11 protein-coding genes are annotated in these 13,728 nt (G+C 61.9%); 5 read left to right on the forward strand and 6 right to left on the reverse strand.

What is annotated here, in order from left to right:
- Window positions 1–65 precede the first annotated feature (65 nt).
- The gene (locus RRF64_RS02125; protein WP_323844169.1) at window positions 66–806 is read left to right on the forward strand and encodes a S1/P1 nuclease; all 741 of its coding nucleotides are present in this window, start codon (window positions 66–68) and stop codon (window positions 804–806) included.
- Here the strand turns inward: RRF64_RS02125 and arsJ are convergent.
- The 6 genes from arsJ to RRF64_RS02155 form a co-directional block, all read right to left on the reverse strand.
- Window positions 803–2,041 (reverse strand): organoarsenical effux MFS transporter ArsJ, encoded by a 1,239-nt coding sequence (gene arsJ / locus RRF64_RS02130; protein ID WP_323844170.1) that lies wholly within the window; start codon window positions 2,039–2,041, stop codon window positions 803–805. The genes RRF64_RS02125 and arsJ overlap by 4 nt on opposite strands.
- 117 nt (window positions 2,042–2,158) lie before the next feature.
- A complete protein-coding gene (locus tag RRF64_RS02135) occupies window positions 2,159–3,172 on the reverse strand; it encodes an ArsJ-associated glyceraldehyde-3-phosphate dehydrogenase (protein WP_323844171.1) in 1,014 nt (337 codons plus the stop codon).
- A gap of 84 nt (window positions 3,173–3,256) precedes the next feature.
- Entirely contained in the window at window positions 3,257–3,601 is a 345-nt protein-coding gene (locus RRF64_RS02140; protein WP_323845583.1) for a metalloregulator ArsR/SmtB family transcription factor, read from the reverse strand.
- Window positions 3,598–4,020, reverse strand: a complete 423-nt coding sequence (locus RRF64_RS02145) for an arsenate reductase ArsC (protein ID WP_323844172.1) — start codon at window positions 4,018–4,020, stop codon at window positions 3,598–3,600. Before RRF64_RS02145 ends, RRF64_RS02140 begins: the two co-directional genes overlap by 4 nt.
- A 108-nt stretch (window positions 4,021–4,128) precedes the next feature.
- Complete coding sequence (xthA, locus tag RRF64_RS02150; protein ID WP_323844173.1) at window positions 4,129–4,944, reverse strand: exodeoxyribonuclease III; 816 nt, start codon at window positions 4,942–4,944, stop codon at window positions 4,129–4,131.
- Between the two features lie 104 nt (window positions 4,945–5,048).
- Window positions 5,049–7,157, reverse strand: coding sequence for a carboxy terminal-processing peptidase (locus RRF64_RS02155; protein ID WP_323844174.1), 2,109 nt, complete (start codon window positions 7,155–7,157; stop codon window positions 5,049–5,051).
- Window positions 7,158–7,719: 562 nt separating this feature from the next.
- Here RRF64_RS02155 and RRF64_RS02160 point away from each other — a divergent pair.
- The 4 genes from RRF64_RS02160 (at window position 7,720) to RRF64_RS02175 (ending at window position 13,622) form a co-directional block, all read left to right on the forward strand.
- Window positions 7,720–8,124 carry a hypothetical protein gene (locus tag RRF64_RS02160; protein ID WP_323844175.1) on the forward strand — a complete coding sequence of 135 codons (405 nt, stop codon included), beginning with the start codon at window positions 7,720–7,722 and terminating at the stop codon, window positions 8,122–8,124.
- Window positions 8,125–8,188: 64 nt separating this feature from the next.
- Window positions 8,189–9,484: a TolC family protein gene (locus RRF64_RS02165; protein ID WP_323844176.1), complete on the forward strand. Its 1,296-nt coding sequence runs from the start codon at window positions 8,189–8,191 to the stop codon at window positions 9,482–9,484.
- 75 nt (window positions 9,485–9,559) lie between these two features.
- Complete coding sequence (locus RRF64_RS02170) at window positions 9,560–10,450, forward strand: efflux RND transporter periplasmic adaptor subunit (RefSeq protein ID WP_323844177.1); 891 nt, start codon at window positions 9,560–9,562, stop codon at window positions 10,448–10,450.
- 13 nt (window positions 10,451–10,463) lie between these two features.
- The gene (locus RRF64_RS02175; RefSeq protein WP_323844178.1) at window positions 10,464–13,622 is read left to right on the forward strand and encodes an efflux RND transporter permease subunit; all 3,159 of its coding nucleotides are present in this window, start codon (window positions 10,464–10,466) and stop codon (window positions 13,620–13,622) included.
- Window positions 13,623–13,728 lie beyond the last annotated feature (106 nt).

Genomic DNA, 13,728 nt, shown 5'->3' on the forward strand with positions numbered 1-13,728 from the left:
TCCTGATGGCTCACTTAATTAAACTGATTCGATTAATGGCTTTTTCTCTTTGTGCATTCGTTTCATTGGAAGTATTTGCCTGGGGCGAGGACGGGCACCGGGTCGTGGGGGAAATCGCCTGGCAATACCTGGATCCGGAAGTGAGAGAGGAAGTGCAGGCACTGCTGCAGATAGCAGGGGAACCCAGCCTCGCGGAGGCGACCACCTGGGCCGACCGCATCCGCAGCAACAGCAGCTACGACTGGGCGGCGCCACTGCACTATATCAGCCTGCCAATACAATGGGACGGCTACCGCGAGTCCAGGGACTGTCCAGCGGCGGGCTGCATCCTGAAAGCCATCGCGCATTTTGAAGCCGTACTGAGCGATCGGGATGCGCCGCAGGCCGAGCGCGCTGAGGCGTTGTTGTTCGTTGCGCACTTTGTCGGGGACCTGCACCAGCCGCTGCACACCGGCTTATCGGCGGACAGGGGCGGCAATGACATTGCCGTTGAGTTCTTCGGTATGCCGACCAATCTGCACGCACTCTGGGATATCTATCTGCCCGCCGGTTTTGTGCTGGACTGGCAACAGTATGCGCATCAACAGATCGGAAATATCGACAGGGAGCAGTACAAGACGTGGAGATCCAGCGCTGCATCGGACTGGGCCGCAGAGTCCCATCGCCTAGTGCATGACAGCGCCTACACGCCGAGCGCGCATTTGGGAGAGGAATACTACCTGCGCAATCGGGGAATCGTTGCACAGCGCCTGCGACAGGGGGGCGTGCGCCTGGCAGCGGTGATTGACAGGGCGCTCGCTGATTAACCGCCGTCCGGGCTGACGTGGTGCTCTGGCAGCAGCAGCGACAGCGCCGCTGCCAGCGCCAGAAACGCACTGGAAATCCACAGGCAGGCCTGCAGCCCGGCCGCCTGATAGACCCAGCCCGACAGCACAGTACCGAGCAGGCGCCCCATCGCATTGGCCATATAGTAGAAGCCCACGTCCATGGAGACACCATCTTCCCGCGCGTAGCTGACAATCAGATAGCTGTGCAACGCGGAATTGATCGCAAACAGGATACCGAACAGCAGCAGTCCGCCAAGAAGGCTGATTGCCGGGTGGAATCCCGCATACAGTGCAATGGCGATCAGTGCAGGTATCAGCGCTAACACGGTGGCCCAGCGGACCGCGGAATCTCCGCTGGGGAATTGGTCCGCTTGCTTGCCGGCAGCCCCGGTAATTCCGGGGGCCATCGCCTGCACCGCGCCGTAGCCGATGACCCAGAGTGCGAGAAAGCCGCCGACCTGCCAGTGATCCCATTGAAATTGGCTGGCGAGAAAGACCGGCAGCGCCACCACGAACCAGACATCGCGGGAGGCGAACAGAAACAGGCGCGCGGCGGCGAGCACATTGACCGCACGGCTCTTGGAGAAGATATCGCGGAACCTGCTTTTCGCCCTGGCTCTGCCCAGATCTTTCTTCAGGAAAATCAGGCTCAGCAGCCAGACGGCTGTCAGGCCGAGAGCCATCACCAGCACTGCGACTCTGAAACCGAGCAAGGCCAGCAGCGCGCCGCCCAGGAAAAAGCCAATCCCTTTCAGCGCGTTCTTGGAACCCGTCAGCAGGGCCACCCATTTGTACAGCGCTCCCTGGGCGTTCGCGGGCACCAGGAGTTTGATCGCGCTTTTCGCACTCATTTTGTTCAGGTCTTTGGCGATCCCCGACAACGCCTGGGCGGCCATGACCCAGGGTACTGTCAGCAGGGCAGTGGGCACCAGCAGCATGGCCAGTGCGATCACCTGCAGTGCGAGGCCGATGTTCATGGTGCGGTTCAGGCCCAGGCGTGCGCCCAGCCAGCCGCCAACCAGGTTGGTGATGACCCCGAAGATCTCGTAGAAGAGAAACAGCATGGCGATCTGCAGCGGCGTGTAGCCCAGATCGTGAAAATAGAGCACCACCAGCATGCGCAGCGCGCCGTCGGTCAGGGTAAAGGCCCAGTAGTTCGCGGTGATCAGCAGGTACTGGCGTACCTGGGGCGATAGGGATGAAATCACATGCATAGGAAGTTATTACTGACAATGTAGGAGCGGCCCATGGCCGCGATCGATGTAAAGGATTGGCTGCGAATTCGATCGCGGCCATGGGCCGCTCCTACGGGAGAGATTCGATAGGTATTCTCAGGAAGCCCGGTCCATTAATCCCACCATCCGCGCCAACTCCGCGGTGCGGTTGGCATAGCCCCACTCGTTGTCATACCAGGCGTAGATCTTGACGTGGGTGTTGTTGACTACCATGGTCGACAACGCGTCGACGATGCTGGAGCGCGGGTCGGTCTTGTAATCGACAGAAACGAGCGGCCGCTCCTCGTAGCCGAGAATATCTTTCAATTCATTTTCCGCCGCACGCTTTAACAACTGGTTCACCTCTTCGGCCGTCGTCGCTCGCTCAACTTCAAATACGCAGTCCGTGAGTGACGCATTGGCCAGCGGAACGCGCACCGCATGCCCATTGAGCCTGCCGGTCAACTCCGGAAAGATGGCGGTGATGGCGGTGGCGGAGCCGGTGGTGGTGGGAATCAGGCTCATGCCACAGGCGCGGGCGCGACGCAGGTCCTTGTGGGGTGCGTCGAGGATGGTCTGGGTGTTGGTCAGATCGTGAATGGTGGTTATGGAGCCGTGCTTGATACCCAGGTTCTCGTGAATCACCTTGACTACCGGCGCCAGGCAGTTAGTGGTGCAGGACGCGGCGGTGACGATCGGATGCTTCTGGCGGTCGTAGAGATGATGGTTGACGCCCATCACGATATTGAGCACATCCGGCTCCTTCACCGGTGCCGATACCACCACGCGCTTTACACCCTGCTCGAGGTAGGCCCGCAACAGCGCAGTGGATTTCATTTTGCCCGAGGCCTCGATCACCAGATCACACTGCGACCAGTCTGTGTCGGCGATGGATCTGTTGGCGGTGCACTTCAGTCGCCGGCCCTCGATAACCAGGGCTCCGTCTTCCGCTGCCGCGTCGTGGCGCCAGCGGCCGTGCACGGAGTCGAAATTCAACAGGTGCGCCAGCGTCGCCGCATCGCCGGCCGGGTCGTTGATCTGCACGAACTCAACATCTTGCCAGTCCCAGGCGGCTCTCAGTACCAGTCGACCGATGCGGCCAAAGCCATTGATGCCCACTTTTATCGCCATGGCTGATCTCCAATATCATTGATTAACCGAGGTCGTGTATATAAAGACGTATGAAAAAACGTATGTATTTGGGCAAATTTTTTTTCAGCAACAGAGCCTTGCACGCTCGGGCCGATCTCCCATCCGGCACAGTTTGCCCAGATTTTCTTGCACAAATTGCCGGTTGGCTTCCAGGGTTTCGTTCAGTACCTTTCTGGCCCAATCGGGCAGGGAAGGGTTGATGCTATAGAACACCCACTGACCCTGACGCCGGTCTTGCAACAGCTCGCAGTTGCGCAGTTGTGCCAGGTGCCGGGAAATCTTTGGCTGACTCTCGCCGAGCGCCGCAGTCAATTCGCAAACGCAGAGTTCTCCCTCGTGGGCGATCAGCAGCAGGCTGCGGAGCCGCGTCTCGTCGGCGAGGCATTTGTAGAAAGACAGGGGATTCATAGGCATCGACTGAGCTCTCGGGTCTGTACCAGGGCGAACATCTTGATGCGCTCCCCGAGTTCCTTCAGCGTAGTCTCGAAGGGCCTCGGGCAAGTGCGGGTCTTGGGATCGGTAAAATCCCAGGCGATCAGCTCGCAGACTCCGGGCAGCGGTTGGCACTCCCGCTGCGCCTTGTCGCAGAGGGTGATCATGAAGTCGAATTTCTGCCCCGCGAATGTCTCGACCGGTTTCGAGTGCAGGCCCGCCGTCGAAATGCCCTGTTTTTCGAGGGCCAGTATCGCCCTCGGATCCACTGCTTCCGGCGCCGTGCCGGCACTGCAGGCCTCGAAGTATTCGCCCGCCTGGTGTCGCAACAGGGCTTCGGCCATCTGCGAGCGGGCTGAGTTGCCGACGCAGAGGAACAGTACGCGCTTTTTCATGAGGGTTGCCTGGATATATATGGCCAGAAGTATATATGAAAAACCATATATGAAAAGGCCGAAGAAGGGCCGGGCGGCGGGAAGCCGGCCGGCCCGTGCAGAGTCAGCTTACAGTTTGAACTCGGCCCACACCGGCGCGTGGTCCGACGGGCGCTCCATGGCGCGGATATCGTAGTCGACTCCGGCGTCCACGCAGGCTTCTGCCAGTTTCTTGGTGGCCAGGATCAGATCGATGCGCAGGCCGCGTTTCGGCTCGCGGTCGAAGCCGCGGCTGCGGTAATCGAACCAGCTGAAAATGTCGTCGGTTTCAGGGTGCCGGGCACGGAAGGTGTCAACCAGGCCCCAGTCCTGGATCTTCTGCAACCACTCGCGCTCTTCCGGCAGGAAGCTACACTTGCCGTCGCGCAGCCAGCGCTTGCGATTGTCGTCGCCTATGCCGATGTCCAGATCGGTGGGGGAGATATTCATATCGCCGATCACCAGTACGGGGGTTTCCGGCTTGCAGGTGGTCTGCAGATAGTCGTCCAGGTCCGCGTAGTACTTGCGCTTGGCCGGAAATTTGACCGGGTGCCCGCGGTTCTCTCCCTGAGGAAAATAGCCGTTGATGACCGTCAGTGGCTCTTTGCCGCCGATATCGAACTTGCCCATCACCATGCGGCGTTGCGCATTGTCCTCATCCTTCGGGAAGCCGTATTCGCGATCGATAAACGGCAGGCGGGAGAGGAGGGCGACGCCGTAATGGGTCTTCTGACCAAAGTAGATGACTTCGTAACCCAGGTCGCGGATGTCGTCCACCGGGAAGTCTTCGTCGGTGACCTTGGTTTCCTGGAGGCCGATAATGTCCGGCTTGTGGGTTTCGACCAGAGCTTGCATCTGGTGCAGGCGCGTGCGGATGCTGTTGACGTTAAAGGAAACGACTTTCATTTCTCCCCCGGAAAATAAAAAGGTCGGGCGGGCCCAACCTGAATTCTTATGGTTAAAGGGTGCGCTTAGCGCACCCTTGATATTGAGCGAACAAATAGACGCAATTAACGCGAGTTAAAGTCGGCCACCTGCGGTGGGGTCTTGGCGATCTTGTCGGACAGGCCGATAAAGTCCGCCATGATGAATCCCGCTTCGTTCAGGATCGGATCCTTATCCAGTTCGATCTCCACCGGACCGCCGATGGCTGCCACATCCTCGGCTTCGCTCTCCTCATAGGCCTCGAAGGTCGCGTAGGGTTCCAGCCCCTTGGCGGAGCGGCGGCGGTTTTCCATGGTCAGCAGGCGCTCGTTCAGGTCCTTGCGCTCCTCTTCCCGGGCAAATTCATTCAGGGACACGAACTTCTGGTCCGCGCGCTCGGTTTCAAACTGGAACTGCTCGCGCAGGAAAATGAAATCCGGATCGGCAGAAGTGCGCTGGTTATGCTTGCTGATCAGGTCCGGCAGCATGTCCTTCAGGTTGAAGTACTTCGCGTGCGGCACTGCGTGGATGCGGTCCCAGGGCAGGGCGGTGTCGTAGGCGCTCTCACCGACACTCTCCGCATCGATCAGCTGCGGCATCGGGATGTCCGGAGTCACACCGGCGTGCTGGGTGCTGTCACCGGAGACGCGGTAGAACTTGGACTGGGTGATCTTCAGCTGTCCCTCTTTCAGCGGCGCCATGGTCTGTACGGTGCCTTTGCCGAAGGACTGGTTGCCCACCACGAGACCGCGGTTGTAGTCCTGGATGGCACCGGCAAAGATCTCCGATGCGGACGCGGACAGGCGGTTGATCAGCACCATCAGCGGGCCGCGGTACATGGCGCGGGAGCGCGAGCGGTTGTGCCGCGAAATCTGCTCGTTGGCGTGGCGGATCTGCACCACCGGTCCCTGGTCGATGAACAGGTCGGTGAGCATGGTGGCCTCCTGCAGAGAGCCGCCACCATTGTTGCGCAGGTCCAGGATCACGCCGTCGACGTTTTCCGCCTTCAACTCCTCGAGCAGCTTGGCCACATCGCGGGTGGTGCTCTTGTAATTGGGGTCGCGGCGGCGATAGGCCTCGAAATCGATATAGAAGGTCGGCAGGTTGATCACGCCGATCTTGTAATTCTTCTCGCCGTCGGAGAACTCAAAGATGGCTTTCTTGGCCGCCTGGTCCTCCAGCTTGACCTTGCTGCGCTGGATCAGGATGGTCTTGTGGCTGCCGTCGCCACCGGTGGGGATGGTCTCCAGGCGCACGAAGGTGCCGGCGGGGCCGCGGATCAGGTCGACCACATCGTCCAGGCGCCAGCCGATCACGTCGACCATTTCACCTTCCTTGTCCTGGCCCACGGCGACGATCTTGTCATTGGGCTTGATCTTGCCGGTGCGGTCAGCGGGACCGCCGGCCACCAGTCGCGCGACCTTGGTGTATTCCTCGTCGGCCTGCAACACAGCGCCGATGCCCTCGAGGGACAGTGACATGCTCATGTTGAAGTTTTCCAGCGAGCGCGGCGACAGGTAGTTGCTGTGCGGGTCGTACAGCCGAGTCAGCGAGTTCATATAGAGTTCGAACACATCGTCACTCGACTGCTGCTCGACACGCTTCAACTGGCCCCTGTAACGGCGTACCAGCAGATCGCGGATCTCTTCATCGGTCTTGTCGGTCAGCCGCAGGTTCAGCACGCTGCTCTTCAGACGCTTGCGCCACAGCTCGTCGGCGGCACTGATGGACGCCGGCCACTGGCTCTCTTCGCGATCTATTTCCAGGGATTCATCGCGGTTGAAATCGAACGCGGGCAAGCCCTTGTCCAGTTGCGAGAGGATGTTGTTCAGGCGATCGGTCACGCGCAGGCGGTAGCGGTTGTAGATATCAAAACCGGCCTTGACCTGGCCCGCCCGCAGTTCGTCGTCGAGCTTGCTGCGCGACGCGCGGAACTCACTGATATCCGAGGCGAGGAAATAGCTCTTGGTCGGATCCAGGGCCTCGATATATTCGTCCCAGAGGCCCTCGGACATCTCGTCGCCAACTTTCAGCTTGTTGTAATGCAGCATTTCCAGCTTGCCGACGATCTCGCGCGCCGTACCGCCCTGGTCTTGCTCGGGCTGCAGAGCGCTGGTATCGGCGAACGTGGTCGCGGAGAACAGGGAGAGGAACAAGAAGCCGGAAAACAGGGCGGCGATCCGATTGGTAAGCATAGGGAGTCTCTTTATACGTCCTACTTCATAGGCTGCCGGCGCCGGGTGGATGGCGGCGACCTATAGCTTAGGACAAGTATAAAGGCTGAAAGCTCCAAAAGGCATGAAATGCGTCCAATCCGAGACAGATGGTGTCTCCAGAAGGATTTATGGGGTACAGCGTTGCTTGATGTGGCGCAGAAATTGCCATTGCGTGCCAATTCTATCCGTAGACAGTGTTACGCCGGACTGCAAAATCGCGACTTTTTACATTAATTAACACAAATAAATTATTGAATAGACTGCCTTTTTGTCTTTGGTCGCCCGCTCAGGGCCGTCTCAACCCGAACCTTACCTCAGCCCGGCAGCTACAGGGAAACTGCCGGGTCATATTGCTCGATAGCGGGGGGCCGGGTCATCGACCGCACTCTGCCAAGCCAAAGCTTTCCTCGGCGGCAGAGACCAATTGAACCCGGCGGCGGGCGGGCCGGGGACGGAGGGAGGATTGCGAGGTTGAGCGCATATCTCTGGTTTGCTAGAGTTTTGGGACTATTTTCCTCAATGTTGTCAATGCTGTGAAATCATGAATGCAATGCGCCTGGGCTATCTGCTGATCGCGCTGCTGGTCTTCCAGACCGCGGTGGCGTTCTATGATAGCCACGAGCAGTTGCAGGAAATCGCCACCCACTTACCACCACACCATCTCGATGCCGCCGTTGGCCCGGCTGAGATTGCGGACGACGACCGAGATGCGCAATCTTTTGTTGTTGCTGAAATTGAGACCCCCGGTAATTCCGGTCAGGCGGCGCCAGCGCTGGATTTCTGCCATCACTGCTGTCACTGCCACGGCTGCGGGGTCGCCGGCCTCACAGTGCAGTCATTGCCGCAAGCGCCGTTCGGTGCGCTTGTTTTTCAGGAGTGCGCGGACTTTTCCGTGCCCGCCGGGTATTTTTCTGCCCTCTTTCGCCCACCCATAGCCCGAGTCTGATTGCGTTTTCGCGCGCGTGCCCAGTGGGACGCGCGCTAAACCTGATGTGACTTGGGAGATTTCCATGCTTTTTTTCGCTGCGCGCTCACTGGGTGCGCCGTATCGCCACGCCAGCAGTTGGCTACTGGTGGCGGTACTTCTTATCCCCGCGTCGTCAGCCTCGGCACAGACTGGGGCGTTGTTGACACTGTCCGCCGCGATCGAGCGGACCCTGGCGCAGAACCCGGAGCTGGCGGTGTTCCGGATGCGCGACGGCGCCCTGCAGGGCCGGGCACTGACGGCTGCCCTGCGGCCGCCGCTGGCGCTGGACGCCGAGCTGGAGAACTTTGCCGGCACCGGCGGCGCCCGCGACGCGGAGTTGACCGTGTCGATTTCCTCGGTCATCGAGCTGGGAGGCCAGCGCCAGGCCCGGATCGATACCGTCTACGCCGCCCGCGACCTGCTGTTGGTGGATAAGCAGGTCAAGGCGCTCGACCTGTTGGGCGCGGTGATCCGTCGCTACACCGAGGTGCTGGCTGCCACGGAGCGGGTGGCGCTGGCGGGCGAATCCGTGCGCCTGGCTCAGGATACGCTCCGCGGTGTCAAGCGGCGGGTGGATGCCGCGGCTGCGCCGCTGGCGGAAGGGCTGCGGGCGGAGGCGGCGCTGGCCGAGGCCAGGCTCACCGAGCAGTCCGAGCAGCGCTTGCTGAGCTATCACAAACGGGCCCTGGCGGCCCTGTGGGGAGAGCCCGGTGAGGATTTCGGCGTGGACAGCCGCGGACTCTACCGCTTCGCCCCCTCCGCCGGCTTCAGCGAACTCTACGCACAGGCGCAGCAGAACCCGGCCATCGCCCGTTTTGCGTCGGAAGAGCGGCTGCGCGAATCCGAGCTGCGCCTGGCCGAGACCCAATCCAGCCTGGATATCGGCTGGTCTGTGGGTGTGCGTCAGTCCCGGGAGATTGATGAAACCACACTGGTGGCGGGCGTCGCGCTGCCGCTGTTTCCGGCCCGGCGCAACATAGGCGCCGTCGCAGCGGCCACGGCGGAGCGCGATCAGGTGGCACTGCGCCGCGAGGCGGCGCTGCTGCGGCTGCACAGCCAGCTGTATCGCGCCGTCAGCGGTCGCGAGCAGGCCCTGGCGGCGGCGGAAGCGCTGCACCGGTCCATTATCCCCACACTGCGAGAAGCCCTGAAACAGGTGGAGCGCGCCTATCGACGCGGGCGCTACTCCTACGTGGAGTGGGTGACGGCCCGCGAGGAACTCCTCAACGCGCAGCGCGCGCATATCGAAGCCGCCAGAGCGGCGCTGCTTTACGGCGCTGAGATAGAGCAGCTGACGGCCGCACCGCTGCTGCCGACAGCGCCCGCGCACAGTAAATAAAGATTGAGACTTACGATGAACAGAATTTTGTATTCAAGAGCGCTACTGGCAGTTCTCTTCCTAGGCCTGAGCGCAGTGACAGTGCCCCCGCCGGCATTTGCCAGCGGTGCGGATCACCACAATGAGCCAGGCGAGCACGGCGCAGCCGAAGAAAGGGTGGAGATCGCCGCAAAAACCGCGCGCAAGGCGGGCATAGAAACTGCAGTCGCCGGCCCCGGCAGCATCCGCGAAACCGTCACTCTCTACGGGAAGACTGCGGTGGATCACGGCAGTATCAGCCATGTGCGCGCCCGCTTTCCCGGCCCGATTACCGAGGTGATGGTGGAGATCGGGGACAGGGTCAGGAAAGGCCAGCGGCTCGCCACCGTCGAGTCCAACGACAGCCTGCAGATCTATCCCCTGCTGGCGCCGATAGACGGCCAGATTATCGACAAGCAGGCGAGCGGCGGCGAGTTCAGCGGTGGCCGGGTGCTGTTTACCATCGCCAATTACGAGCAACTCTGGGCGGAGCTGCGGGTGTTTCCCGGCCGCCGCGCACAGATAGCGCGCGGCCAGCCGGTCGTCGTCAGCGCCGGCAAACAGCGCGCGGTCTCCACCATCGCCAATCTGTCCCCTGGAGCGGAAGGGCAGCCGTTTGCGCTTGCGCGCGCAGCCATCGGCAACCCCGAGGGACTCTGGACCGCCGATCTGATGGTGCAGGGCGAAGTGGTGGTCAGCGAGTCGCGCGCGCCGCTTGTGGTCGACAACCGCGCGCTGCAGCCGTTGCGCGACGACACGGTGGTATTTGTGAAAGTAGGGGACTGCTATGAAGCCCGCCCGCTGCAACTTGGCCGCAGCGACGGCCGCATGACTGAAGTGCACGGCGGTCTGAAAGCCGGGGAGCGCTATGTCACCGAAAACAGCTACCTGATCAAAGCCCATCTCGAAATATCTGGCGATAAGTCCGGCGCCGGCCACCACCACTGAACGAGGCAAAAAGATGATTGAATCCATTCTGCGCCTCTCCATCGAGCGGCGCTACCTGATGCTGTCCCTGGTCCTGCTTCTGATCGGGCTCGGCCTGTGGAACTACCGGCTACTTCCTATCGACGCGGTGCCGGACATCACCAATGTACAGGTGCAGATCAATACCGAGGCCCCCGGCTATTCGCCGCTGGAGACGGAACAGCGCATCACTTTCCCGGTGGAGACGGCACTGGCGGGCCTGCCCGGCCTGGAATACACACGCTCCCTTTCCCGCTATGGCCTGTCGCAGGTGACGGTGGTGTTCGAGGAGGGCACGGACCTCTATTTCGCCCGCAACCTGATCAACAACCGCCTCGGCGCTATCAAGAGCCTGTTGCCGCCGGGACTGGAGCCGGAGATGGGGCCCATCGCCACGGGCCTCGGCGAAATCTTTATGTACACGGTGGAGGCGCTGCCCGGCGCAACCCAGCCCGACGGCCGGCCCTACGACGCAATGGCGCTGCGGGAAATCCAGGACTGGATCATCAAGCCACAGCTGGCGTTGGTGCCCGGCGTCACCGAGGTGAACACTTTCGGTGGCTACGACAAGCAGTACCACGTGACGCCGGACCCGCGACAGATGCTCAACTTCGGCGTCTCCATGGAGGAAATCGCCGAAGCCCTGCGGCGCAACAACGACAACCGCGGCGCGGGCTATGTGGAGCGCAACGGTCGCCAGCTGATGGTGCGCTCCCCCGGGCAGTTGCAAGATATCGCGGACATAGAAAATGTCGTCGTGACCAATCGCGACGGCGCGCCGGTGAAGATTGCTGATATCGCCGCGGTGGCCATCGGCCGGGAGCTGCGCACCGGCGCGGCCACCCGCGATGGCCGCGAAACCGTGCTCGGCATCGCGATGATGCTGGTGGGGGAAAACTCCCGCACAGTCGCGCGGGATGTGGCGCTCGCGCTGGAGAAAGTGCGGGCGTCCGTGCCTGAGGGTATCAAGCTCGAAGCGGTCTACGATCGCACCACACTGGTGGACAAAACCATCGCCACGGTACGGAAGAACCTGCTCGAAGGCGCGCTGCTGGTGATCGCGGTGCTGTTTCTGCTGCTGGGCAATCTGCGCGCGGCCTTGATCACCGCCGCGGTGATCCCTCTGGCGATGCTGGCGACCATTGCCGGCATGGTGAAAACCGGCGTTTCCGCGAATCTGATGAGCCTGGGCGCATTGGATTTCGGCCTGATCGTCGACGGTGCGGTGATCATCGTCGAAAACTCCATTCGCCGCCTGGCGGAGGCGCAGCGCCGCCATGGTGGGCCGCTGGCACTGCCGGAGCGGCTGGAACTGGTATTCCACGCCACCAACGAGGTGATCCGCCCGAGCCTGTTCGGGGTGCTGATCATCACGGTGGTATACATACCGCTGTTCAGCCTCACCGGTGTCGAGGGCAAGATGTTCCATCCCATGGCGGCGACGGTGGTGATGGCATTGCTGGCAGCGCTGGCTTTGTCCCTGACGGTGGTGCCGGCGGCGGTGGCGGTTTTCCTGACCGGCAAAATCAGCGAGAAGGAGAACCGCCTGATCGTCGCCGCCAAATCCCTGTACCGGCCGGCGCTGCTCGCCGCGATGCAGGTCCGCTGGCTGGTGCTGTCCGCTGCTCTGGCGCTGGTGCTGCTGTGCGGCTGGCTCGCCACTACCCTCGGTTCGGAGTTTATTCCGCAGCTCGACGAGGGGGATATCGCACTGCACGCGCTGCGTATTCCGGGCACCGGGCTGGAGCAGGCCGTGCAAATGCAGGAGCTGCTGGAGGCGCGGCTGAGGGAGTTTCCCCAGGTCGACAAGGTCTACGCGCGCATCGGCACACCGGATATCGCCACAGACCCCATGCCGCCCAACTTGGCGGACAACTTCGTGATGCTGAAACCCCGCGCGGCCTGGCCGGATCCGAACCTGACAAAAGATCAGCTGATCGAACAATTGCAGGCAGCGGCGGCGCAGGTGCCGGGCAACAATTACGAGTTCACCCAGCCGATACAGATGCGCTTCAACGAACTGATCTCAGGCGTGCGCGCTGATCTCGGCATCAAGATATTCGGCGATGACCTGGATCAGCTGGCGGCATCCGCCGGCGAGATTCTCGCCGTACTGAATGCTATCGAGGGCGTCGCAGACGCGCGCATGGAGCAGGTCGAGGGCCTGCCGGTAATGTCGGTGGTGCCCAATCGTATTGCGCTCGCCCGCTACGGACTGGACGTGCAGATACTGCAGAACCTGGTCGCCACCGCGATCGGCGGGCAATCCGCGGGGCTTATCTACGAGGGTGACCGCCGTTTCGAGCTGGTGGTGCGCCTGCCGGAAGCAATACGCCGGGACTACCAGCGTCTCGGCGACCTGCCGGTGCCGCTGCCCACGGGGAGCCCGCTGGGTACTTTTGTGCCCCTGTCGGAAGTCGCCAGCCTGGAACTGGCGCCGGCGCCGAACCAGATCAGTCGCGAAAACGGTAAACGCCGGGTCGTGGTTACCGCCAACGTGCGCGAGCGCGATCTGGGCTCGTTCGTCGAGGAGGCGAGGGCGCGTATCGCCGCACAGGTGCAGTTGCCGCCGGGCTACTGGCTGGATTACGGCGGTACCTTCGAACAGTTGGAGTCGGCCAGCCAGCGGCTGTCGTTGGTCGTGCCGCTGACGCTCGCCGTTATTTTCGGCCTGCTTCTGATGGCCTTCAACTCGCTGAGGGATGCGCTGATCATCTTTACCGGGGTGCCGCTGGCGCTGACCGGTGGCGTGCTGTCGCTGTGGCTGCGGGGCATGCCGCTGTCGATCTCAGCCGGGGTGGGCTTTATCGCGCTTTCCGGTGTCGCGGTGCTGAACGGCCTGGTGATGCTGTCGTTTATCCGCCAGCTGCGCCAGGAGGGCGGTGAACTGCTGGCGTCCATCGTCGACGGCGCCATGACCCGTCTGCGCCCGGTACTGATGACCGCGCTGGTGGCGAGCCTCGGCTTCGTGCCCATGGTGCTCAATACCGGCACCGGCGCCGAGGTGCAGCGGCCGCTGGCCACGGTGGCGATCGGTGGGATTATCTCCTCGACTCTGCTGACCCTGTTCGTGCTGCCGCTGCTGTACCGGATTGTGCACGGCCGGGAGAAGGCTGGGGAGCGCGGCTCGGAGATGACTGCGGGCATTCAATAAGGCTCGCCGTAGCAGCAGTAGACAAAAGGCTGCCCAACACCTGCCGGCTGCGCCGCGCCCGCTCGAGCGTGGTGCAGCTCCGTTAACCGCTCGCTCGTCGGCCAGC

The organism is Microbulbifer magnicolonia (assembly GCF_035117725.1).
Classification (GTDB): domain Bacteria; phylum Pseudomonadota; class Gammaproteobacteria; order Pseudomonadales; family Cellvibrionaceae; genus Microbulbifer; species Microbulbifer magnicolonia.